Origin of the sequence: Pigmentiphaga litoralis, from assembly GCF_014651835.1 — a bacterium.
Classification (GTDB): Bacteria; Pseudomonadota; Gammaproteobacteria; order Burkholderiales; family Burkholderiaceae_B; genus Pigmentiphaga; species Pigmentiphaga litoralis.
The window spans coordinates 1,743,986-1,766,661 of the sequence record NZ_BMXQ01000001.1 but is presented as its reverse complement, the minus strand read 5'-3'; the positions used below and the strand labels follow the sequence as shown (position 1 = coordinate 1,766,661).

Annotated in this window: 18 protein-coding genes; 10 read left to right on the top strand and 8 right to left on the bottom strand. The window is 65.0% G+C overall.

Annotated features, from left to right (window positions below):
- Positions 1-204: 204 nt before the first annotated feature.
- The 3 genes from IE116_RS07795 to IE116_RS07785 all read right to left on the bottom strand — a co-directional run bounded on the left by IE116_RS07795 (position 205) and on the right by IE116_RS07785 (position 2,441).
- Entirely contained in the window at positions 205-408 is a 204-nt protein-coding gene (locus IE116_RS07795; RefSeq protein WP_179586448.1) for a cold-shock protein, read from the bottom strand.
- Positions 409-637: 229 nt separating this feature from the next.
- A complete protein-coding gene (locus IE116_RS07790) occupies positions 638-1,423 on the bottom strand; it encodes a BPSS1780 family membrane protein (protein WP_189611287.1) in 786 nt (261 codons plus the stop codon).
- A 49-nt stretch (positions 1,424-1,472) separates the two neighbouring features.
- Positions 1,473-2,441: a homoserine kinase gene (locus IE116_RS07785; protein WP_189611284.1), complete on the bottom strand. Its 969-nt coding sequence runs from the start codon at positions 2,439-2,441 to the stop codon at positions 1,473-1,475.
- A 407-nt stretch (positions 2,442-2,848) separates the two neighbouring features.
- On the opposite strand from IE116_RS07785, the gene IE116_RS07780 reads away from it, so the two are divergent.
- Positions 2,849-4,573, top strand: coding sequence for an amidase family protein (locus IE116_RS07780; RefSeq protein ID WP_189611283.1), 1,725 nt, complete (start codon positions 2,849-2,851; stop codon positions 4,571-4,573).
- A 59-nt stretch (positions 4,574-4,632) separates the two neighbouring features.
- On the opposite strand, the gene IE116_RS07775 is transcribed toward IE116_RS07780, so the two are convergent.
- Positions 4,633-5,328: an LOG family protein gene (locus IE116_RS07775; protein WP_373302967.1), complete on the bottom strand. Its 696-nt coding sequence runs from the start codon at positions 5,326-5,328 to the stop codon at positions 4,633-4,635.
- A 103-nt stretch (positions 5,329-5,431) separates the two neighbouring features.
- Between IE116_RS07775 and polA the strand changes: the two genes are divergently transcribed.
- On the top strand, positions 5,432-8,152 hold the full coding sequence (gene polA / locus IE116_RS07770; RefSeq protein WP_189611278.1) for a DNA polymerase I: 2,721 nt from the start codon (positions 5,432-5,434) through the stop codon (positions 8,150-8,152).
- Between the two features lie 31 nt (positions 8,153-8,183).
- On the opposite strand, the gene IE116_RS07765 is transcribed toward polA, so the two are convergent.
- Positions 8,184-8,408, bottom strand: coding sequence for an RNA-binding S4 domain-containing protein (locus tag IE116_RS07765; protein WP_189611276.1), 225 nt, complete (start codon positions 8,406-8,408; stop codon positions 8,184-8,186).
- Between the two features lie 230 nt (positions 8,409-8,638).
- Between IE116_RS07765 and IE116_RS07760 the strand changes: the two genes are divergently transcribed.
- The 7 genes from IE116_RS07760 (at position 8,639) to IE116_RS07730 (ending at position 16,363) form a co-directional block, all read left to right on the top strand.
- On the top strand, positions 8,639-10,108 hold the full coding sequence (locus IE116_RS07760) for a hypothetical protein (RefSeq protein ID WP_189611274.1): 1,470 nt from the start codon (positions 8,639-8,641) through the stop codon (positions 10,106-10,108).
- A 193-nt stretch (positions 10,109-10,301) separates the two neighbouring features.
- Positions 10,302-11,669 carry a tryptophan--tRNA ligase gene (locus IE116_RS07755; protein WP_189611272.1) on the top strand — a complete coding sequence of 456 codons (1,368 nt, stop codon included), beginning with the start codon at positions 10,302-10,304 and terminating at the stop codon, positions 11,667-11,669.
- Positions 11,670-11,830: 161 nt separating this feature from the next.
- Positions 11,831-12,469, top strand: a complete 639-nt coding sequence (locus tag IE116_RS07750; RefSeq protein ID WP_179586467.1) for an L-threonylcarbamoyladenylate synthase — start codon at positions 11,831-11,833, stop codon at positions 12,467-12,469.
- 60 nt (positions 12,470-12,529) lie between these two features.
- Positions 12,530-13,177: a site-2 protease family protein gene (locus IE116_RS07745; protein WP_189611270.1), complete on the top strand. Its 648-nt coding sequence runs from the start codon at positions 12,530-12,532 to the stop codon at positions 13,175-13,177.
- A 121-nt stretch (positions 13,178-13,298) separates the two neighbouring features.
- Positions 13,299-14,240, top strand: coding sequence for a 4-hydroxy-tetrahydrodipicolinate synthase (gene dapA / locus IE116_RS07740; protein ID WP_189611267.1), 942 nt, complete (start codon positions 13,299-13,301; stop codon positions 14,238-14,240).
- Between the two features lie 139 nt (positions 14,241-14,379).
- The gene (bamC, locus tag IE116_RS07735; RefSeq protein WP_373302966.1) at positions 14,380-15,537 is read left to right on the top strand and encodes an NlpB/DapX family lipoprotein; all 1,158 of its coding nucleotides are present in this window, start codon (positions 14,380-14,382) and stop codon (positions 15,535-15,537) included.
- 46 nt (positions 15,538-15,583) lie between these two features.
- The gene (locus IE116_RS07730; protein ID WP_189611265.1) at positions 15,584-16,363 is read left to right on the top strand and encodes an MBL fold metallo-hydrolase; all 780 of its coding nucleotides are present in this window, start codon (positions 15,584-15,586) and stop codon (positions 16,361-16,363) included.
- Positions 16,364-17,043: 680 nt separating this feature from the next.
- Here IE116_RS07730 and IE116_RS07725 read toward each other — a convergent pair.
- Entirely contained in the window at positions 17,044-18,246 is a 1,203-nt protein-coding gene (locus IE116_RS07725) for a ribosomal protein uL16 3-hydroxylase (protein WP_189611263.1), read from the bottom strand.
- Between the two features lie 102 nt (positions 18,247-18,348).
- On the opposite strand from IE116_RS07725, the gene IE116_RS07720 reads away from it, so the two are divergent.
- Positions 18,349-18,966: an FKBP-type peptidyl-prolyl cis-trans isomerase gene (locus IE116_RS07720; RefSeq protein ID WP_189611261.1), complete on the top strand. Its 618-nt coding sequence runs from the start codon at positions 18,349-18,351 to the stop codon at positions 18,964-18,966.
- Between the two features lie 21 nt (positions 18,967-18,987).
- Here the strand turns inward: IE116_RS07720 and IE116_RS07715 are convergent, their stop codons facing one another.
- Together IE116_RS07715 and mutS are read right to left on the bottom strand one after the other, a co-directional pair.
- Positions 18,988-20,043, bottom strand: coding sequence for a metallophosphoesterase family protein (locus IE116_RS07715; protein ID WP_189611259.1), 1,056 nt, complete (start codon positions 20,041-20,043; stop codon positions 18,988-18,990).
- Positions 20,040-22,670 (bottom strand): DNA mismatch repair protein MutS, encoded by a 2,631-nt coding sequence (mutS, locus tag IE116_RS07710; protein ID WP_444544099.1) that lies wholly within the window; start codon positions 22,668-22,670, stop codon positions 20,040-20,042. Before mutS ends, IE116_RS07715 begins: the two co-directional genes overlap by 4 nt.
- Positions 22,671-22,676: the final 6 nt, after the last annotated feature.

Here is a 22,676-nt window from a genome sequence, read left to right as displayed (position 1 = left end):
GAAATTACGCGTGGGCCCCATGACAGGGACCCGACACGATCGACGCTATCCGACGCCATCGGCACCCGACAAGAGGCGAAGCATGGGGAGCGCGAGCGGTGTGCTCTAAGAGTACTGCGGAAGCTTTGTCGCGGAAACGACAAATGGGGCAACAAAGTTGCCCCATCGCCAAAAAACCCCGTAGGGGGCTTTCTGCAATAGAAATTACAGAGGCTGGATATTGGAAGCCTGACGACCCTTCGGGCCGGTGGTCACTTGAAAGCTGACCTTCTGGTTTTCTTGGAGGGACTTGAAGCCTTCCGTGCGGATTTCCGAGAAGTGTGCAAACAGATCGTCGCCGCCTGCATCAGCCGTGATAAATCCAAAGCCCTTGGCGTCGTTAAACCATTTGACGGTACCGGTTTCCATTATTTCTAATCCTTAATACATTGTGGGGTGACTGCTCTTGAATGCAAGACCATCAAGGGTAGAGACAATGGACAACCTGAGCATTACCTGACTCCGGTGGCGGGGGGATGACCACAAGGGACATACCACCAGGGTTCAACCGACCAGCCACCGCAGGCTCACCAATTTGTACAGCAACTCGTAACTTGAAAATCGTGCGCTATCTTTATACGGGTTATTTAGACTCAGGTCAAATCATTTGCTGCGCTTCAGGCGTGTCGGGCTCGCCAAAGACGCTTTCGTACGCCGGGTAGAAGCTGCAATACAGCACTGCGGCGGCAAAGAAGTTGAGCGGCATCTGCACCAGGCCCGCCACGCCCTCGGGCAGGCCGATGCCTTCGAGCAGGCTGCCCAGCAATTCCAGACCGGCCACGGCGCCGAACCACACCAGCCCGTAGACGATGAAGGCGCCTTTGTTGCGCCAGCAGGCCACGGCGGAGAAGAACAGCGCCTTGCGCAGGCTCAGGTTGTGCCAGGCGACCAGCACCGGCGCGTGCCAGAACATCGCGGCCACGCACACATAAAAAATCGCGAACAGGATGATCGGCGTGCGCATCGCGGCCAGCACGGGCGACAGATCGTCGTCGGTCACGCCTTGCAGCGCATCGCGCAGCGTGTCCATGAAGGGCAGGAAGGCGACCATGCCCGCCAGCATCACGATCACCACGTACACGGCGCCCATGCCAAACAGCCGTTTGGCCAGGCCGGGCGTCTTCAGGATCAGGAACAGCCGCAGCGGCATGACGGCCTTGCCCGCCAGAATCTGGCGGCAGGCCACCAGCGTCATCACCGTGACCACCGGCATCAGGGTCACGAAGAGCAGCGGCCCGATGGGCGGGATCATGGTGGCGACCAGCACCAGAAAGCCGATCGTCAGTGCCCAGGTGAACATGGCGATGGGCTGGCGCTTGAACAGGCCGAATCCGTCACGGACCCAGTGCCAGCCGGCGCTCATGGGCAGCGAGGCGGCTTGCATCACGCGTCTCCTTGAAGGCGAGAAGGCGTGGCGGCAAAAACGAATGTCATCAGGGCAGGACCAGGGGAGTGTGCGCGCGGCGCAGCCGCAGGATGCGCTCGAAATGGGTGGGATCGTGCGGCGTCAAGGTCTGAGCCGGACGGGGCAGGTAGAAGTCGAACAGCCGGGACATCCAGAAACGCAGCGCCGCGGCGCGCAGCATCAGGGGCCAGGCGGCACGTTCGGCGTCGGTGAACGGGCGCTCGGCGGCATAGGCGGCCAGGAAGGCGTCAGCCAGGTCGGCGCGGATCTCGCCGGTGGCGTGGGTGATGGCCCAATCGTTGATGCAGACGGCCACGTCGAACAGCCACGTGTCGCAGCCGGCAAAATAGAAATCGATGAAGCCGCCCAGTTCGGGCGCGTCGGGCGTGCCTGCAAACAGGACATTGTCGCGGAACAGGTCGCAATGCGCCGGGCCGCAGGGCAGGCCGCGCGGGGCGTCGGTGGCCGCGAACGCCACTTGCGCGGCGACTTCGTCGCGCAGCATGTCGGCGGCGTTGGCTGGCAGATGCGGCGCCACGATGGGCGCTGTCCTGGCCCACCACTCCACGCCCAGCAGATTGGGCTGGACGATCGGAAAGTCCTGGCCGGCCAGGTGCATGCGCGCCAGGGTGGCGCCCACCAGGGCGTTATGCACCGTACCGGGCTGCATCTGGCACTGGCCCGGCAGCCGCGTCACGATCGCGCTGGGCTTGCCATGCACTTCGGTAATGCGCGTGCCATCGTGCGTGACTTGAGGATGCGGCACCGGCACGTCGTGCTCGGCCAGGTGGCTCATCAGGTCGATGTAGAACGGCAGCTGCGCGTGCGTCAGCCGCTCGAACAGCGTCAGGACGTATTCGCCCGTGGTCGTCGACAGGAAATAGTTGGTATTTTCGATGCCGGATGAGATGCCGCGCAAAGAACGAAGCTCGCCGAGCGAAAACCGCTGGAGCAACGAACGGGCGTCAGCCTCGTCGACGGGGGTGAAGACGGCCATGGATAACTTGTGAAGGAGGTCGGAATGCGGTGCTTGGCAGCATTCTAGCCGCAACGCTTCCGGCGGCATGTGGCGGGCGCGCCGCGACGCACTAATAAAGGGAGTGAGGGCACGCGGATCGTGCGGGCGGCGAGCGGCGGTGGTGCGCGGATGTGTGGCCAGTGTCTGACCGAGGTCTGGCTGACAATCGACTGGCTCAGGGCGGCTGGCGCGAGCGCAGCACGCCGCCGCAAAGCGTTCCCTGCGGGCGCCGCCCGTGATCGCTTTGCGTCGGCCCATCCGCAGTGAAGATCCGCCAAATTTGGCATGGATCGTGCTCGATGCACTGTGCCGCGGGCAGTCCTCGATGCAGGGCTGGCGGGGGATAGGCTGTTCGGCCGACTCGCGGCGCATCATCAAGGACTTCCATGACTGTGAGCATCAAGCTGCGGCCGCTGGGCGTGTTCGCCAGCAGTTCGATCGTGTGCGCCATTCTTGCCTCGTGCGGCGGCAGCGACCAGGACACCGTGATCCGGCTCAATCCGAACCGTGCGCCGTTCCCGCTGGTCGAGGCCACCATTGCCGGCATGCATGCCGCCATGAAGCAGGGCCAACTGTCGTGCCGTGACGTGGTGCAGGGCTATATCGCCCGCATCAACGCCTACGACAAGGAGCCCACGGCGGCCTTTCCGGCCAGCCCTGCGCTGCGCAGCGTGATCGCGATCAACCCGAACGCGCTGGCCGAGGCCGACAAGCTCGACGCCGCCTTTTTCGGCACCCAGAACCTGACGGGTCCGATGCATTGCGTCCCGGTACTGGCCAAAGACAACTTCGACACCTTCGACATGAAGACCACCGCCGGGTCGCTGGCGCTGGCCAACAATCAGCCGCCCGACGACGCCTACACGATCCGCAAGATCCGCGCGGCGGGCGCCATCATCCTGGGCAAGGCCAATCTGGACGAATACGCGTTTGGCTTCGTCGGCCGATCGGCCGTGGGCGGCCAGGCAAAGAATGCCTACGACCCGACCAAGGGACCGGGCGGTTCGTCATCCGGCACGGGCACGTCCATCGCCGCCAGCTTTGCCATGGTCGGCCTGGGCACCGACACCGGCGGGTCGGTGCGGGTGCCGTCGGCGCTGGAAGCCCTGATCGGCATCCGGCCCAGCCTGCGCCTGGTCAGCCAGGACGGCATCGTGCCGCTCGCCCACGCGCAGGACACCGCCGGCCCCATGTGCCGGACGGTGGAAGACTGCGCCGTGCTGCTCGACGCCATGGTGGGCTTTGACCCATCCGCGGGCAGCGGCCAGCGGGCGGCCAAGACCTACAACGCGCCGCTGTTCCCCAACGCCGGCGCCTATGCGGCGGCGACCAAGGTGCCGACCACGTACACCACGTCTTTGCGGGCCGATGGCTTGCGCGGTGCGCGCATCGGCGTGGTGCGCAGCATGTTTCCGGCCGCCACGGCAGCCAACCAGCCTTTCCTGGATGCGCTCAACACCGCCCTGACCGAGATGGCTGCAGCGGGCGCCGTCCTGCAGGACATCGACATCGACGACCGCACCACGGTGCTGGGCTATCCGAGCCTGTCGGGCTACGAATTCAAGGACAACCTGACCGAGTATCTGCTGTCGTGGCCGTCCACGGGGGACGGGCACCCGCGGTCCTACGACGAGGTGTCGACCCTGCTGTCGACGCTGGAGCCGACCTTCGTCAACAGCTTCGAAGGCTATCGCGCCAACGGCACGAACAAGGAAAGCAAGCCGGCCTACCTGACCTACACCAGTGGCGAGCGCGACACCGTCGTCATCACCCGGGTGACCAAGGCGTTGGGCAACAACGGCGGCACGCCCTTCGACGTGCTGGTGTACCCGGTGCTGCAGGGCCTGAACACGGCGGTGGGCAGCTCGCCCAACTCCGGCAGCAACAACCGCCTGAGCCCGTACAGCGGCTTTCCGGCCATGACCGTCGTGGCGGGTTTTGCGACGCCGGTCGGGGCCACGACGCCGGCGCAGCCGGTGGGACTGGAGCTACTGGCGCGCGAGTTTGACGAACCCACGCTGTTCAAGATCGGCTACGGCTGGCAGCAGACGGCCAAAAAGCGCCGCCCGCCCACGACCACGCCGGAACTGATGGCGGCGCCGCAGGGCTGATGGCGTGAGGGCAGGGGACCAGGCAGAAGGCGCCGGGGGAGCCAGGGCACGGGCCCGGCTCAGAGATTGAGCAGGCGCTCGCGTTCGCCGGGCGACTGCGTGAAACCTTCGGCCTGGTAGAAATCGAAGATGGCATCGACGATCTCTTGCGGATCGTCGATCACCTGCAGCAGGTCCGGGTCGCCGACCGACACCAGCTTCTGCGCCAGCGGCTGGGCGCGGATCCAGTCCAGCAGGCCTGCCCAGAATTCGCTGCCCACCAGGATGATGGGCATGCGACGGCTTTGCGTGGTCTGCACCAGGGTCAGCGCTTCAAACAGTTCGTCCAACGTCCCGAACCCCCCTGGCAGCACCACATAGGCCGACGCGTATTTCACGAACGCAACCTTGCGCGGAAAGAAGTGGCGAAACGACAGGCTGATGTTCTGCCAGGCGTTGTGGGTCTGTTCGAAGGGCAGTTCGATGTTCAGGCCGACGCTGGGGCTGGCGCCGGCGTAGGCGCCCTTGTTGGCCGCTTCCATGATGCCCGGCCCGCCGCCGGAGATCACCGAAAAGCCCGCGTCGGACAACAGCCGCGCAATCTTTTCGGTCTTTTCGTACAGGGGGGAATCGCTCTTGATCCGGGCACTGCCGAAGATGCTGACCGCGGGGCGAATCTGGGCCAGCCGTTCAGACGCCTCGAAGAACTCTGACATAATCCCCAGCAGATGCCACGACTCCCGCGCCTTGGTCGCCGTGGCGCGTTCAGCGTTCACGACATCGCGCAACCCCGGTATCCGCCGTGTGTTCTTTGCCTCGACCCGCGGGTCTTTGGTGTCTGGACTTTCTTCGCTAGTTTGAATTTCTGTGTGTTTGATCATGATCAAGACGTTGCTGTTGGTCGACGGTTCGAGTTACTTGTACCGCGCGTTTCATGCCCTTCCCGACTTGCGCAACGCGCAGGGCGAGCCGACCGGCGCCCTGTATGGCGTGCTCAATATGTTGCGTCGAGCGTTGAACGATCATAAGGCAGACTATATCGCCTGCATTTTCGACGCCAAGGGCAAAACCTTCCGCGACGATATGTATCCGGAGTACAAGGCGACCCGTGCGTCCATGCCCGATGACCTGGCCCGCCAGGTCGAGCCTATCGTGCTGTCCGTACGCGCCATGGGCTGGCCGGTGATCTCCATCGAAGGGGTCGAAGCCGACGACGTGATCGGCACGCTGACCACCATGGCGGCCAAGCAGGGCGTCAAGTCCATCGTGTCGACGGGCGACAAGGACATGGCCCAACTGGTGAACGACCACGTCACCCTGGTCAACACCATGAGCGCCGAAACGCTCGACATCAACGGCGTGATCGCCAAGTTCGGCGTGCCGCCCGAGCGCATCGTGGACTACCTGATGCTGATCGGCGATACGGTCGACAACGTCCCCGGCGTGGAAAAGGTCGGCCCCAAGACGGCGGCCAAGTGGATCACGCAGTATGGCTCGCTTGAGGAATTGATCCGCCAGGCCGATACCGTCAAGGGCGTGGCCGGCAACAATCTGCGCGCGGCCATCCCGAATTTCGAACTGACCCGCAAGCTGGTCACGATTCGCACGGACTGCGACCTGGCCAAGGAAATCCCGGACCTGGAGTCGCTGCGCCCGCGCCCGATCGAACGCGACACGCTCGAAACCTTGTACGAACGTTATGGTTTCCGCACCTGGGTGCGCGAGATCACCGGTGATGCGCAGCGGGTGCCTGAAGGCGACTCGCGCGTGCAGACCGACCTGCCGGCGGCGCCCGAGACGGTCGAGTACGACACCGTCATGGACTGGCCGACGTTCGATACCTGGCTGGCGCGGATCGAGGCGGCCGAACTGGTCGCCCTGGATACCGAAACCAATTCCCTGGTGGAAATGCAGGCGCGGCTGGTCGGCATTTCGATCGCGACCGCGCCGGGTCAGGCCTGCTATTTCCCGCTGACCCACCGCTACGGCGGCGTACCGGACCAATTGCCCCTGGCCGAGGTGCTGGCCCGGCTCAAGCCCTGGCTGGAAAACGCCGACGCCCCCAAGCTGCTGCACAACGCCAAGTACGACACCCACGTGTTTGCCAACGAGGGCGTGAGCCTGCGCGGCGTCCGGCACGACACCATGCTGCAGGCCTACGTGCTGGAATCGCACCGCGGAGTGGGCCTGGCCGACCTGGCGCAGCGCTGGCTGGGCCGCAGCGGCGTGCAATATGAAGAACTGTGCGGCAAGGGCGCCAAGCAGATCTGCTTTGATGAAGTGGCGATCGACGCCGCCTCGCACTATGCCGCCGAAGATGCCGACTTCACGCTGCAACTGCACAACGTCCTCTTCCCCAAGATCGACGCCGACGAGAAGCTGAAGACGGTGTACGCGATCGAGATGCCCGTGTCACGCGTGCTGACCGTGATCGAGCGCAACGGCGTCAGCATCGACAGCGATGAACTGGCGCGGCAAAGCCACGTGATCGGCCAGGAACTGATGACGCTGGAACAGCGCGCGTATGAGCTGGCGGGCCAGCCCTTCAACCTGAATTCACCCAAGCAGTTGGGCGAGATCCTGTTCGACAAGCTCAAGTTGCCGGTCGTCAAGAAGACGGCCAGCGGCGCGCCGTCTACCGACGAAGACGTGCTGTCCAAGCTGGCTGAAGACTTCCCCTTGCCCAAGGCGCTGCTTACCTATCGCAGCCTGTCCAAGCTCAAGGGCACCTATACCGACAAGCTGCCCAAGATGGTGAATCTGGCCACGCGGCGGGTCCACACCCGCTATGCGCAGGCCGCGGTCGTGACTGGCCGGCTGGCGTCGAGCGACCCCAATCTGCAGAACATCCCGGTGCGCACGGTGGAAGGGCGCCGTGTGCGCGAGGCCTTCGTGGCCGACGAGGGCAATGTGATCGTGTCGGCCGACTATTCACAGATCGAGCTGCGGATCATGGCGCACATTTCCGGCGACGAGAGCCTGCTCAAGGCCTTTGCCGCCGGCGAGGACATCCACCGCGCGACGGCGTCCGAGATATTTTCGGCCAGGCTCGAAGAAGTGAGTTCGGAGCAGCGCCGGTATGCCAAGGTCATCAACTTCGGCCTGATCTACGGCATGAGTGCATTCGGGCTTGCGGCCAATCTGGGCATCGAGCGCGACGCGGCCAAGCATTACATCGACCGCTACTTCACCCGCTATCCGGGGGTGGCGCGGTATATGGAAGAAACGCGCGCGCTGGCGCATGAACGCGGCTATGTCGAGACCGTGTTTGGCCGCCGCCTGTGGCTGCCCGAGATCAACGGCGGCAGCGGACCCCGCCGTCAGGCCGCCGAACGCGCTGCCATCAATGCGCCCATGCAGGGCACGGCGGCCGACCTGATCAAGTTGGCGATGGTGGCCGTGCAGGACTGGCTCGACGAGTCCGGCATGCGCTCACGCATCGTCATGCAGGTGCACGATGAACTGGTGGTTGAAGTGCCGGAAACCGAGGTCGACGTGATGCGCGAGCGGCTGCCTGCGTTGATGTGCGGCGTCGCCGAACTGAAGGTGCCGCTGCTGGCCGAGACGGGCGTCGGGAAGAACTGGGAGCAGGCGCACTGAGCACGCGTCGTTCCTTCAGCTGTTACGCTTCTTAAGCCTCGATGGGCAGGACGTGGATACGCACGTCGCCCAATTCGACGATCTGATCCGCCCGGATCTTGCAGGTCTTGCGCAGCTCGACCTGCCCGTCGACCTTCACCAGGCCATCGGCCACCATCGCCTTGCCCATCCCTCCGGAATCGGCCACGCCCGTGGCTTTGAGCAGATCACAGAGGAGAATGAACTCGCGGGTGAGTGTGAATTGAAGCTGTTGCATGGTCGCGATCTTTGGTTGACGAGGATGCGCCATTATGAGGCCAGGCGCCGCGGCGTTCGTGCATCGCGTCGCTGCGGCAGTGCCTCGACCGGCGCAAGGCCGCGTCACCGCTTGTTGCGATCGCTCTCCCTTTGCATTGAGCGCAATCACCGCGCGTGTGCTGGCGACTGATAGATTGAGGACGTGTCGGGAGACACCTTCATCTATCAGTTGAACAGGAGGGATGCCGGATGGCCTACCAACGCAACGATGCAAAAAAATTACTGACTGCGCCCGAGCTGGCGCTGTTTGACGCCGGCCGCAGCGGCGACATCAAGAACCACAGCAAATCCGCGCTGCGCGGTCACCTTGAACGTGCCCGCAAGCTGCGCGACAAATACCGTGACCTGTACCGCCGTCAACGTGTGGCGCTGCGCGGATCGTCGGGCGCCAAGTCGGGCGCGCAGGGTGAGGGGAACGAACGCACGCGCCAGAAGGAAGAGATCCTTGCCGAAGCCGTGACCCGTTTCGAGACGCGCCTGGCGCAGATCGAAGCCGCGGAAGATCGGGAACACGCCGCGGCCGAAAAGGCAGCGAGCAAGTCGGCGGGCAAGGCATCCAGCCGGACGGCGGTGGGCACGAAGTCAGCCGCAACGAAGTCGGCTGGAAAGAAGTCGGCTGGGAAGACGGCGGCCGGAACGACGGCAGCCGGAAAGAAGTCGGCTGGGAAAACCACAGCAACGAAGTCGGCAGCCACCAAGTCGGCATCGACCAAGTCGGCCGGCAAGTCTGCCGGCACGAAGTCCGCGGCAGGAAAGTCGTCTGGCAGGAAGTCGGCGGGCAACGCGTCCGCCGCGGACTCGTCTGCGGAAACACGGTCGGCCGGGACCAAGTCAGCCGGCAAGAAAGCGGCTGGCAAGAAGTCGGCGGGCAGGAAGGCGGCCAAGAAGTCCTCCGCCGCGAGCTCGGCGTCGGATGCATCCGCGTCCCGTACCCCGGCCAGGAAGAGCAGCGCCAAGTCGGCCAGGAAGTCGACGGCGTCCAAGACGGCTTCTGCATCATCGGACACCGGGTCGTCGGCATCCGCTGCGAAGAAGTCTTCGGCCGGCAAGTCGTCTGCAAAGAAATCGTCGGCAAAGACTTCGTCGGCCAGCAAATCCGCCAGTAAGTCCGCCAGTAAGTCGGCCGGTAAATCCGCCTCGAAATCGGCCGCCAGGAAGTCATCGACGGATACTGCCTCGGCCAGCAAGACAGCCAGCAAGACAGCAGGCAAGTCAGCCAGCAAGTCCGCGACCGGCGCCGCCGGCAAGACGGCCAGCGCCCGCAAGGGCGGCAGCCGTTCGTCCAAGACCGCGCGCAGCCCGACCGACGAAGCCGCGGCCCGGTTGCCGGACCTGCCTGACATCCTGAAGCCCAGTGGGGATGCCGCGAGTGGCTCGGCCGGCGGTTCTGGCGCAGCAGGCAAGTCCGCGTCGGCCAAGCGCAGCAGCGCGACAAAAGCCCCGGCGAAGAAGCGCAGTGCCACAGGCGGCGCGTCCAGCGCCGCTTCCGGCCCGTCGTCGACAGCCGCAGGCAACGACGGCGGCAACGCCTCGGACGCGCCACCCGCGGGCGGCAGCGACAATGGCGGCAGCAATGGCGGCAATGGCGGCAATGGCAACAGCGGTGTCAACGGTGCAGACACCCTGACCGGCGCCCCGAGTCAGAACCTGCTCGCCTGATCGACCCTGCCGGGCTGACCCCCGGTTCCACGCACATCGGCCGCGCATTGCGGCCGATGTGCGTTGGGCTGACGCTGCCAACACCTCGTGCCGGGCAGGACCGCCATCCGCTCTTTCCTCCAGACCCGTCGGTTGCGTTCGCAGGTAGCGGTAAACTCGCTGTCTGTCCTACAGCCGCCGCCCGCCCCCGATAATGAGAACCCGCATTCTGACCGGCGTCACCACGACCGGCATTCCTCACCTTGGCAACTATGTGGGCGCCATCCGCCCGGCAATCGAGGCCAGCAAGGCGCCCGACGCCGATGCCTTCCTGTTTCTTGCCGACTATCACGCGCTGATCAAGTGCGGCGAGCCGGAGCGCTTGCAGTCGTCGCGCCTTGCCATTGCCGCAACGTGGCTGGCGGCGGGGCTGGATCCCGAGCGCGTCACGTTCTATCGCCAGTCCGACATCCCCGAGATTTCCGAACTCTGCTGGCTGCTGACCTGCGTCACGGCCAAGGGCCTGATGAACCGCGCGCATGCCTACAAGGCGTCGGTGGACCAGAACGTGGCCGAGAACCTGGAGCCGGACGCGGGCATCACCATGGGTTTGTTTTCGTACCCCGTGCTGATGGCGGCCGACATCCTCATGTTCAATGCGCACAAGGTGCCGGTGGGCCGTGACCAGATCCAGCACATCGAAATGGCGCGCGACATCGCGCAGCGCTTCAGTCATCTGTACGGCAACGGCAAGGAGCTGTTCACGCTTCCAGAAGCCCTGATCGAAGATTCGGTGGCCACCTTGCCCGGGCTCGATGGCCGCAAGATGTCCAAGAGCTACAACAACACCATTCCGCTGTTTGAAGGGGGGCGCAAGCTGCTCAAGGACACGATCGGCCGCGTCGTGACCGATTCGCGCCTGCCCGGCGAGCCCAAAGACGCCGAGACCAGCCAGCTCTACACCATCTTCCGTGCGTTTGCGTCCGACGACGAAGCTGCCGCGTTCCGCCAGCAACTGGAAGGCGGCATGGGGTGGGGGGACGCCAAGGCGGCGCTGTTCGAACGCCTGGAACGCGACATCGCACCGATGCGTGAGCGCTACGAATCGCTGATCGCCCGTCCGGACGAGATCGACGACATCCTGCTTGAAGGCGCCCGCAAGGCCCGTGAGCTGGCTCGCCCGTTGATGGCGACACTGCGCGACGCGGTGGGGCTCGGCTCCATGCGGGCCGGCAGCGGCGCCGCCGCCAAGGCCGGCAAGAAGAAAGCGGCCAGGCAGGCCAGATTCGTCAGCTTTCGCGAAGCGGACGGCACCTTCCGCTTCCGTTTCGTGGCGGCCGATGGCGAGGCCCTGCTGCTATCGGACACCTATGCCGACGCGCAGACCGCAGGCGCGGCGATCAAGCATCTGCAGGCCCAGCCCGACCTGGCAGAGAACTTGCTGTTGGACGAACTGGGCTTCACGGTCAGCCTGGACGGTCACGTGGTCGCCCGCGGCGGTCCGTTCGCCACGTCCGAGGCCCGTGACGCGGCGCGCGACAAGCTGTTGGCCGAACTGCGCAGCCTGTCCGCCGCCGGCTGACACGGGACGCGTCGGGCCGGTGCACGACGCCGGCGCGCGACGCCAGCGCCAGCGCCGCAGCCCGACCCCGCAGTTCGTTCCAGCCTTCTGTTACCGACCCAGGCGCCGGAATTTTTTCCCGACGCCGACAGTCCCACCTTTTTTGCCCAGGAAAGCCGCTCATGGCGCAGTTCTTTACCGTCCATCCCCAGAATCCGCAGGCCCGGCTGCTCAAGCAGGCGGCCGCGCTCATCAGCAGCGGCGGCCTCGTCGCGATTCCGACCGACTCCAGCTACGCGGTGGTCGCCCACCTCGATGACAAGAATGCGGCCGACGGCCTGCGCCGCCTGCGCGGCGTCGACGATCGCCATCACCTGACCCTGCTGTGCCGCGACCTGGCCGAGATCGGCCACATGGCGCACGTCGACAACCGCCAGTACCGCCTGCTCAAGACCGGCACCCCCGGTCCCTTCACCTTCATCCTGGAAGCGACCAAGGAAGTGCCGCGCCGCCTGTCGCACCCTTCGCGCAAGACCATCGGCATCCGCATTCCCGACAACGCCATCACCCTGGCGCTGCTGGAAGAGGTGGGGGCACCGCTGATCTCGACCACCCTGATCCCCGATGGCGAAACCGAGCCGCTGAACGATGCCGAGCAGATCCGCGAACGCTACGAGCGCCAGCTGGCCGCCGTGATCGACGGGGGCGCCTGTCCGCACCAGGCCACCACCGTCATCGACCTGACCGACGACCAGCCGGTCGTGGTGCGGATCGGGCGGGGCGATCCGGCGTCCCTGGGCATCCGGGTCGATGCCTCTTGACTGAACGGCACTGATCCACCCGGCGGAGGCGCATTGCCGCGCCGCCGCATACAATGCCGCATGGAATCTGTCATTCAAACGATCGCGATCTACGCGATCCCGCTGATTTTCGCGATCACCCTGCACGAAGCGGCCCACGGTTACGTCGCCCGCATGTTCGGCGACAACACCGCCTATGCCGCCGGACGGGTCACCCTCAATCCCATCAAGCACATCGATCCGATCGGCACCCTGCTGGTGCCGGCGGTGATCCTGCTGACCAGCAAGCTGTTCGGCTTTGGCGGGCTGCTGTTCGGCTGGGCCAAGCCCGTGCCGGTCGACTTTGGCCGGCTGCGCCGCCCCAAACGCGACATGCTGTGGGTGGCGGCCGCCGGACCGGGGATCAACCTGGTCATGGCGATCATCTGGGCGGTCAGCCTCAAGCTGATGATCGCGACCAGCATGACCGAAGAGTTTTTCATGGCGATGGCCGTGGCGGGCATCCAGGTCAACCTGATGCTGATGGCATTGAATCTGCTGCCCATTCCCCCGCTGGACGGCGGGCGCATCGTGTTCAGCCTGCTGCCCGACAAGCTGGCCTTTCAATATTCGCGGATCGAGCCGTATGGCATGGTGATCCTGGTGGTGCTGCTCGTGACCAATCTGCTGACCTTCCTGGTGTCGCCGATTCTTGCGGTGGGCGATGCGATCATCAAGCTGTTCCTGTAGACGCGTCCCGTGAACTTTTCGGGACCGGGATTGCCTGATAGGCCAGCGGTCGCGCAATGCCGCTAATCCGGTACACTTGAACGATTTTCCGTCTTCCGCCAACTGGCCGACCCCACCACGTATGTCACCCACTTCTTCGGCACCTTCCGCGCGCGCCACGGCGCCCGGCGCATCAGTCCAAGGTCAAATCGCAGGCAGCATTGTCGCCATCGTCACGCCCATGTCGCCCGATGGCGCGCTCGACATCGCCGCGTACAAAGCCTTGATCGACTGGCACCTGGCCGAAGGCACCAATGGGTTCGTGGTCGTCGGCACCACCGGCGAATCGCCCACCATTTCGGTCGATGAACACGCCGAAATGATCCGGCTATCGGTCGAACACGTCGCCGGCCGCGCGCCCGTCATCGCGGGGGCCGGCGCCAACTCCACGGCCGAAGCCATCGAACTGACGCGCTACGCCGCCGAAGTCGGCGCCGACGCCAGCCTGTCCGTGGTGCCGTACTACAACCGGCCGACGCAGGAAGGGCTGTACCGCCATTTCAAGACGATCGCCGAAGCGGTGGATCTGCCCATGATCCTGTATAACGTCCCCGGTCGCACCGGCGCGGACCTGGGTCATGACGCCACGCTGCGCCTGGCGCAAGTGCCCGGCGTCATCGGCCTGAAAGACGCCACCGGCGACATCGGCCGTGGCGCCTTGCTGCTCAGCCAGCTGCCTGATTCGTTTGCCGTCTACAGCGGGGATGACCCCACTGCCGCTGCCCTGATCCTGATGGGCGCGAAGGGCAATATTTCCGTCACGGCGAACGTTGCGCCGCGACTGATGCAGGAACTGTGTGCCGCCGCCCTGGCAGGCGATGCCGCCCGTGCGCGCGAAATCAACAAGCGCCTGGCGCTGTTGAACAAGAACCTGTTCCTGGAACCCAATCCCATCCCCGTCAAATGGGCGCTCGCCCAGATGGGACGTTCCGCACTCGGCTACCGCCTGCCGCTGGTCGAGTTCAGTTCGCAGTACCATGCCGCTGTCCGTGAGGCGCTGTTGGCGGCGGACATCCGTATCTAAGTGCCCTGTACTTCAAGCGCCCTTGACGACAACCGCCTTCCCGCGCTGGCGCCTGCGCCGGTGCGCAAGCGCCAACCTCTCTTACCGGACGACCCGCCACGCCTTTGATCGGCCGGCGGTTTCAGGAGTTACGATCCAAATGAATGCTGTTCGACCCCATCTGCCACGCATGGCAGTATTGCCCATGCTGCTCACCCTTTGTGTCCTGGTCACCGGATGCAATACGGTCAACCAGCTGCTGGGCAAAGAAGAATCGATCGACTACAAGAGCGCGTCGCAGCCCAACAAGAACGCCAAGCTCGAAGTACCGCCCGACCTGACGCAGTTGCCCCAGGACACGCGCTACCAGTTGCCGGCCGGCCCGGCCAGCACCACGTTCTCGAGCTATTCGACGACCAAGCCCGCGCCGTCGGCGCCTGCCGCGACCGCCGTGCTGCCGGCCCGGTCCGACATGCGCGTGGAACGCGCCGGCGCCCAGCGCTGGCTGGTCGTCGAAAACCGTCCACCTGAACAGCTCTACCCGATCGTTCGCCAGTTCTGGCAGGACAACGGTTTCCTGATCCGCGAAGACACGCCGCAAGCCGGCGTGATGGAAACGGACTGGGCCGAAAACCGCGCCAAGATTCCGCAGGACTTCATCCGCCGCACGGTGGGCAGAGTCTTTGACGGCCTGTGGTCGACTGGCGAGCGCGACATGTATCGCACGCGTCTGGAGCGCTCGGGCAGCGGTACCGAAATCTACATCAGCCATCGCGGCGCGGTGGAAGAACTGACCGGCAGCGAAAAGACCCAGACCATCTGGACCGCGCGTCCGAATGATCCGGGCCTGGAAGCCGAATTCCTGAGCCGTCTGATGGTCCGTCTGGGCAGCGACACCGATCGCGCCAAGTCCGCCGTCGCCCAAGCCGCGCCGGTCAATGATCCGGGTCAGGCACCGCGTCTGCTGACGGTCACGCCAAGCGGCGCGCTGCAGGTCAACGAGTCGTTCGACCGCGCCTGGCGCCGCGTGGGCCTCGCGCTCGATCGCGGCGGCTTCACGGTCGAAGACCGGAACCGCGCCGAAGGCACCTATTTCGTTCGCTACGTCGATACCGATGCGGTCAACACGACCGAAAAGCCTGGCTTCTTCAGCCGACTCTTCAAGCGTGACACGACCGAAACGCGGCCGCAGTTCCGCGTGAAGCTGGCCTCGGCCGGCGAGCAGACCCAGGTCACCGTGTTGAACAGCCAGGGCGCCCCTGAAAACAGCGCCACCGGCCGTCGCATTCTGACCGTACTGGGTGATCAACTGAAGTGATGGACAGGCAGTCCGCAACGGGCCGCCAGGAGCGGGACGGGGCCTGATGCGATACACCAGTCTGGGCAGCGGCAGCGAGGGCAACGCCCTCGTTGTCGAAGCCACCGAAGGCGCGACCACCACGCGCATCATGATCGACTGCGGCTTCGGGCTGCGTGAAATCGAGCGGCGCCTGCTGGCTCGAGGCCTGGAGCCCGGCAGTCTGAGCGGCATTCTTGTCACGCACGAACACGGCGACCACATTGGCGGCGTGTTCAAGCTGGCCCGCAAGCACAACGTTCCCGTCTTTCTGACCACCGGCACGCATGCCGCGGTCGCGCACAAGATCCCCGACGGCATGTGGGTGGTCCGCTGCGACAGCCACATCCCGTTCGGGATCGGCGCCTTGCAGATCCTTCCTTTTCCTGTACCGCACGACGCCCGTGAACCGGTGCAATTCGTGATGACGGACGGCGCGCGCCGGCTGGGCGTGCTGACCGATCTGGGAGAGGGCACCCCGCACGTGCATCGCATGCTGTCTGGCTGCGACGCGCTCGTGCTGGAATGCAATCACTGCCCCGATCTGCTGTCAGAAAGCGCCTATCCGTATTCGCTGAAAATGCGCATCTCGGGCCGCCTCGGGCATCTGTCGAACGCCGCTGCCGCGGCCGTGCTCAAGGCGGTGGATCGCAGCCGGCTCAAGCGCGTGCACGCCGCGCATCTGAGCAAACAGAACAATGCCCCCATCCTTGCGCAGATGGCGCTCGCGCCGATTCTGGGCTGGCTGCCGGAAGAAATCGGCATCGCCGACCAGTCCGAAGGGTTCGACTGGGAAGTGATCGGCTAGGGAAGGGCCCACGCCCCAGACGACAAAAAGCCAGCTCGAAAGCTGGCTTTTTGTCATGCCGCGCTAGTGCGTGGCATGTATCCCGGTGGTCTGACCCAGGCGCGGCGGGGGTTCGCCTGCGATGGGGGGATATCCTATCGGATAAACGCCCGGGTGTTCGACCCGTGCTACTTAGGAAGCGGTAGCAGGAGCAGCCGGATCAGCAGGTGTCATCGGCGCGGCAGGAGCGGCCGGGTCAACTGCTGGCGGGGTGGTCGGGGTCATTGGAGCCGGCGTGGTCACTGCAGGCGGGGTCGTGTCAGCAGGAACAGCAGCTTCTTCTTTCTTGCCGCAAGCCGACAGGGCGATTGCAAGCATCGATGCCAAGAGCAGAGTCTTTTTCATAGTAGATCCTTAGAATTTATAGTAATGATCGGAGATCAAAAACGAACTAGAAATAGCGCTATTTCCGGTAGATGTCCGGGCCTTCGGCGCAGCGAGCAAGTGCTTTGGCTCATCTCTACAACCGCGATCTGGACAAGTGTAAATTTTAGCAGCCCGGTCAAGCTTTTGCCACGATGAGGGCAAAAAGTAAGTCTCACGTAAGCAATTTATGTATCAGTTCGGTCAAGAATGTGCGAAAGCGTTTCGAGTCCGTGGCTTTATGACGTCTTGCTTACGCCGGCCGGGCATTTCACCGCTCAGGGTTTACGTGTTTTCCGAAACGCCGCAGATGCGCTGACCGTGGGCGGGGTGGCGGCGTAATGCAGCCAGCCATCGTCCAGCCAGTCGGTCAGCATGCTGCGTTCCGCGTCCGTCAGTTTTCGGCAGAGCGGGTCGGCGCAATCCAGCACGCGTTCGTCGGCCAGGCGCCGCAAGGCCGCACTGGCCGGGTGGTCGATCATTTCGCCATTGATGAACGCGGTGCGCTCGCGATAGATCATCAGGGACCGGCGGTCCAGCGTCAGTGTGCCCGATGCGGGCCAGTCTTCGGCCAGATCGGGCAAGGTGTCCATGTCGACGGCATCGAATACGACGTCGGGCTTGGGCTCGGTCAACCAGCAGCCCAGAAAGCGGCTGGCCAGGGTGCGGTCCAGCGGCACGGCCGCGGCGGCGGCCAGCGCCGCGTCTACCAGCGTTTCAGGCAGGGCACCCGGCTGGTCGACGGCAGGCTGATCCGGGTCGCGGTAGTGTCCCTTGAGCGCGGCCGGTGTCCGGTCGGACAACTGGTCCGCCGCGGCTTCCAGCATGCCGCGCGCCAGTTCGGCCATCGACGGCGACCGGAAGCCGATCGAGATCGTCATGCACTCGCCCTCGGCAATGCCGTCGTGGGCGTAGGCGGGCGGCAGATACAGCATGTCGCCCGGGTTGAGCACGAATTCTTCGGCCGGCGTGAAGTTCGCCAGGATCTTCAGCGGCGCGTTCGGATCCAGGCTCAGATCCTTCTGCTTGCTGATGCGCCAGCGGCGCTGCCCCACCGCCTGCAGCAGGAAGACGTCATAGCTGTCGAAATGCGGCCCCACGCCGCCGCCGTCGGTCGCGATACTGATCATCAGGTCGTCCAGCCGGGCGTCGGGCACGAAGCGGAAGCGGTGCATGAGCGCGGCCGCCGCGTCGTTGTGCAGGTTCACGCCCTGCACCAGCAGGGACCACTCGGGATCCTTGGCCGGCGGCAAGCGGGCGAACGGACCCGATTCCATCTGCCATTGGCCGTCTTCGCGCCACACCAGGCGCGATTCGACCTCGTCCTGGCGCGCCAGGCGTTTGACCTCGGCAATCGAGAGCGGCGGGCGGAAATCGGGGATGGCGCCGCGGATCAGCAGGGGCTTCTTCTGCCAGTGGCGTTGCATGAATTGGGCTGGTGTCAGGCCAGCGAGCAGGGCGGTGGATTCGTTAGCGTTCATGGCCGCGATCATAACAAGGTGGTAACAAGCTCGGACGGGCATCTGACCCGCGTCAGACTGTAAACTGATGGATTACCAGTACAGATTACGGATGTCCCTAAAATGGCCGATTCCAAACTAGATTCCGCACTGACCGTCGGCGAAAACACGGTTGTGACCGTGGAATTCTGGATCACCGACACCGATGGCGAAGCGCTGGATGACAGCGGCGGCCCGGTCAGCTTCCTGCATCGCGGGCTGGACAGCCTGTTGCCGCGCCTGGATGACGCCATCGAGGGCAAGCAGGTCGGCTTCGAAGACACCTTCCACCTCGAGCCCAGCGACGCATTTGGCGACTACGATGCCGACCTGCTGCGGGTCGAGCCGCGCTCGCGTTTTCCCGAGCCGCTTGAAGTCGGCATGCAGTTCGAAGGCGTGCCGGGCCCGGAAGGCGACGAGAGCGACGGCCCGACCGTGACCGAAGCCGACGAGGATGACGAACTGTCCGAAGACTCGCTGATCTTTGTCGTGACCGATCTGTCGGAAGACAAGGTGGTGCTGGACGCCAACCATCCGTACGCCGGCATGGCGCTGCGGGTGCGCATCAAGCTGCTGGGCGTGCGCCCGGCTGACCCCGAAGAAATCGAACAGGGCCACGCCGAAGGCGCCGAAGAAGACGACGATGAAGACGTGCTGGACGCGCTGATCGAATCACGCCGCAATCCGGGCGTGCTGCACTGATCGGTCAGGGACGCGGCGCGGTCAGGGGCGCGGCGGCTCGGCCACCGCGTTCCGGTTGCCGACCCGGATCTGGCCCTTGCGGCCCGGCTCGACTTCCACCTTGATCCAGAACGCCGCGCTGCCCACGCCATAGGCCCTGATGCGCATGACGTTTTCCAGCGGCTTGCCATTGACCTTGAGCGGATGGTCAGGCTTGGGCGGGGTGCCCACGCCGGGCGCCGCGCCATGCACGATCAGCACATCGCCCGCAAACTTGGCTGCCAGACGCGCCAGGGTGATCTTGAATTCGGCGAAGGGGTCGCGACCGTCGCTTGCAGCCAGGTCCTGCTGTCCATCGAAATGCGGGTCCGCGTCGAACGCGATCACGATCGCCTTGCGTTTGTCCCGGGTGGCGGTCGAAAAGGCCTGCCTGAGCCAGAAGGCGTTCGCCAGGATACGTTCCTCGTACTCGCCGTTGCGGCCGGCCCCGGTGCGATAGTTGTTGTGCGTACCTGGCATGTTCAGAGTCACGAACAGCACGTCGCCGTATTCCCACCGTGCGTTTTCGGGGTAGCTGCGGTAACGCGCCGTATCGCTGAGGCGTTGCAGCCCGACCTTGATCGTCCCCATCGATTCCGACGACTCGAAAAACAGTTCACGCAGGCGGTTCAGGCGTTCCACCGGACCAAACTGGCCGGCCAGGTCGCGGTCGCACGTCGCCCAATCGTTGCTGCCAGGGGCGAACACGAAGGGGACGGGGCTGGCGTCGAACAGGGCGCGCCGCCGCTGGTAGGTGGCGTCGTCGCACCGTTCGGTGTCGTACTTCAGGTTGCCCACATGCACGATCAGGTCGGCTTCGCGGCCGATCTGCGCCAGCACATTGACGACCGTGCCTTCATCCCGTGACCCCGCGGGCGTATCGCCGATGACCGCGAAGTTGAATCCGCGGCGGGCAGCATATGACGATTCCGTCACGGCGCTGGCTGGCGTGGCCCAGCTGCCGCAGGCAATGGCACAGGCGGCGGCCAGCAAGCCGCGCCGCGACAGGGCGGCTGGATGGGACGACAGACGCCAGCAGGCGCGAAGGGAACGGATCATGACGCCGATTGTAGAAGGCTCTTCAGCCTGTACAGGGCATCCAGGGCCTCTCGTGGACTCAATACATCAGGATCGATTGCGGTCAACGCGTCCTTGACAGCATCGGCCGCGGCAGCATCGGCGACCGCCTCGTCATTGGCGGACGTGTCGGGGGGCAGGCTGAACAGCGGCAATTGCGGCGCCTGGGCGCCCTGGGTCTCGAGCTTTTCCAGTTCGCGCCGCGCCATGCGCACGACGGCCGACGGTATGCCGGCGCGCTGCGCCACCTGGATCCCGTAGCTGCGGCTGGCCGGGCCGTCGCGCACTTCATGCAGAAAGACGATGCCTTTGTGCGACTCGGCGGCGGCCAGGTGGACGTTGGCGGCCTCGGGCTGCACCGACGGCAGGCGGGTCAATTCGAAGTAGTGGGTGGCAAACAGAGTCAACGCACGGTTGTGTGTCACCAGCTGATGGGCGATCGCCCACGCCAGCGACAGGCCGTCGTAGGTCGACGTGCCACGGCCGATTTCGTCCATCAGTACCAGGCTGTCGGCGGTGCTGGCGGACAGAATCGCCGCGGCTTCAATCATCTCCATCATGAAGGTGGACCGGCCCCCCGCCAGATCGTCGGCGGCGCCGATCCGGGTAAAGATCCGGTCGATGCGCCCGATGCTGGCCGACCGCGCCGGCACGAAACTGCCGATGCGGGCCAGCAGCACGATCAGCGCCGTCTGGCGCATGTAGGTCGACTTGCCGCCCATGTTCGGGCCGGTGATCAGCAGCATGCGGCGGGTGCGCCCCAGCCGGCAATCGTTGGGCGTGAAGCGTTCGATCACACGCTCGACGACCGGATGGCGGCCTTGTTCGATCACGATGTCGGCGGTGTCCAGCAACTGCGGCGGGATCCAGTCGTGGTCGCGCGCATGCACGGCCAGCGAGGCCAGCACGTCAATCTCGGCCAGCGCGGCGGCCACTTGCGTCAGTGACCGCACGTGGGGCGCCATCTGGTCCAGCAACTGTTCGAACAGCCACTTTTCGCGCGCCAGTGCGCGGTCCTGCGCCGACAGGATCTTGTCTTCCCAGGTCTTCAGTTCGGGGGTGATGTACCGCTCGGCATTCTTGAGGGTCTGCCGGCGGCGGTAGTCATCGGGCACCTTGTCGGTCTGCCCGCGTGTCACTTCGATAAAGAAGCCATGCACCCGGTTGAATTCAACCCGCAAATTGGCGATGCCGGTTCGCTCGCGTTCGCGCGCCTCCAGCTGCACCAGGAAGTCGCCCGTGTGCGACTCCAGCGTGCGCAGTTCGTCCAGGTCGGCATCGAAGCCCGTGGCAATGACGCCGCCATCGCGCACATTGACGCTGGGCTCGGGGGCGATCGCGCGCGACAGCAGCGCGCCGATGTCGGGATCGATCACGATCTGCGCGGCCAGTTCGGCCAGCTTCGAGACGCCGTCGGTCAATTGTCCGCCTGCCGACACAAACCCGGTCAGCGTGGCATGCAGGGTCGGGGTCAGCGCGACGGCGTCGCGCAGGCTGGCCAGTTCGCGCGGGCGCACCGATCGCAGCGCGACCCGGGCGGCAATCCGTTCCACGTCGGGCAGCGGAGCCAGGGCCGACTGCAGGCTGCGCGGATCGCCGCCTGCGAGCAGCATGCCGATCGCTTCCTGACGCGCCGCCACCGTCGCGTTGTCGCGCAGCGGATGATGCAGCCAGCGGCGCAGCAGGCGGCTGCCCATGGGCGTCTTGTTGTGGTCCAGCGCCGAGAACAAAGTGGGGGATTCTTCACCCCGCAGCGTCTCGGTCAATTCCAGGTTGCGCCGCGTGACCGGGTCCAGCAACACATATTGGCTGGCGCGGTCGGCGCTCAGCTGCTGCACGTGCGCCAGCGCCTGCGATTGCGTGTGCGACACGTAACGGAGCAGGGCGCCCGCGGCACACACGGCCTCGGGCATGTCTTCCACATCGAAGCCCGCCAGCGAATCGACCTTGAAATGATTGAGCAGTTGCTGGCGCGCGCCGCTGCTTTCGAAGTGCCAGTCCGGCACGGGGCTGATGGACGCCACGTAGTCGACGGCCAGCGGCTGGCCCTCGATCAGGACAACTTCGGCCGGCGCAATGCGGTGCAGCTCGCTGGCCAGTTGGCCGAGCACACATTCGGTCAGCCGGAATTCGCCGCTGGCCAGGTTCAGCCAGGCGACGCCGCAGCGGCCCGTGGCGCCCTTGGCCTTGCTCGTGCCGACGCACACCGCCGCAATCGCGCGGTCGGCCTTGGCCGGCAGCAGGGCATCATCGGTCAGGGTGCCAGGCGTCACGATGCGCACGATGCGCCGTTCGACCGGGCCTTTGGATGCGGCCGGATCGCCGATCTGCTCGCAGATCGCCACCGACTCCCCCAGCTTGACCAGCCGCGCCAGGTATTGCTCGACCGAATGATGCGGCATGCCGCACATCTTGATCGGCACGCCGTTCGATGCGCCGCGCGTGGTCAGTGTCAGGTTCAGCATGCGCGATGCCTTGACGGCATCGTCGTAGAACATTTCGTAGAAATCGCCCATGCGATAGAGCAGCAGCATCGACCCGGCCTCGGCCTTGAGTCGAAGGTATTGCTGCATCATGGGGGTATGCCCAGCGGTGTCTGGAAGTGTCATTCAGGA

Bases quoted from the DNA above. Each gene is read 5' to 3' on its own strand.
- bamC (WP_373302966.1), top strand. From the start codon at position 14,380: ATGAATGCTGTTCGACCCCATCTGCCACGCATGGCAGTATTGCCCATG.
- mutS (WP_444544099.1), bottom strand. From the start codon at position 22,670: ATGACACTTCCAGACACCGCTGGGCATACCCCCATGATGCAGCAATAC.
- IE116_RS07715 (WP_189611259.1), bottom strand. From the start codon at position 20,043: ATGATCCGTTCCCTTCGCGCCTGCTGGCGTCTGTCGTCCCATCCAGCC.
- IE116_RS07780 (WP_189611283.1), top strand. From the start codon at position 2,849: ATGACTGTGAGCATCAAGCTGCGGCCGCTGGGCGTGTTCGCCAGCAGT.
- dapA (WP_189611267.1), top strand. From the start codon at position 13,299: ATGTCACCCACTTCTTCGGCACCTTCCGCGCGCGCCACGGCGCCCGGC.
- IE116_RS07745 (WP_189611270.1), top strand. From the start codon at position 12,530: ATGGAATCTGTCATTCAAACGATCGCGATCTACGCGATCCCGCTGATT.
- polA (WP_189611278.1), top strand. From the start codon at position 5,432: ATGATCAAGACGTTGCTGTTGGTCGACGGTTCGAGTTACTTGTACCGC.
- IE116_RS07790 (WP_189611287.1), bottom strand. From the start codon at position 1,423: ATGCAAGCCGCCTCGCTGCCCATGAGCGCCGGCTGGCACTGGGTCCGT.
- IE116_RS07795 (WP_179586448.1), bottom strand. From the start codon at position 408: ATGGAAACCGGTACCGTCAAATGGTTTAACGACGCCAAGGGCTTTGGA.
- IE116_RS07725 (WP_189611263.1), bottom strand. From the start codon at position 18,246: ATGAACGCTAACGAATCCACCGCCCTGCTCGCTGGCCTGACACCAGCC.
- IE116_RS07785 (WP_189611284.1), bottom strand. From the start codon at position 2,441: ATGGCCGTCTTCACCCCCGTCGACGAGGCTGACGCCCGTTCGTTGCTC.
- IE116_RS07765 (WP_189611276.1), bottom strand. From the start codon at position 8,408: ATGCAACAGCTTCAATTCACACTCACCCGCGAGTTCATTCTCCTCTGT.
- IE116_RS07760 (WP_189611274.1), top strand. From the start codon at position 8,639: ATGGCCTACCAACGCAACGATGCAAAAAAATTACTGACTGCGCCCGAG.
- IE116_RS07750 (WP_179586467.1), top strand. From the start codon at position 11,831: ATGGCGCAGTTCTTTACCGTCCATCCCCAGAATCCGCAGGCCCGGCTG.
- IE116_RS07755 (WP_189611272.1), top strand. From the start codon at position 10,302: ATGAGAACCCGCATTCTGACCGGCGTCACCACGACCGGCATTCCTCAC.
- IE116_RS07720 (WP_189611261.1), top strand. From the start codon at position 18,349: ATGGCCGATTCCAAACTAGATTCCGCACTGACCGTCGGCGAAAACACG.
- IE116_RS07730 (WP_189611265.1), top strand. From the start codon at position 15,584: ATGCGATACACCAGTCTGGGCAGCGGCAGCGAGGGCAACGCCCTCGTT.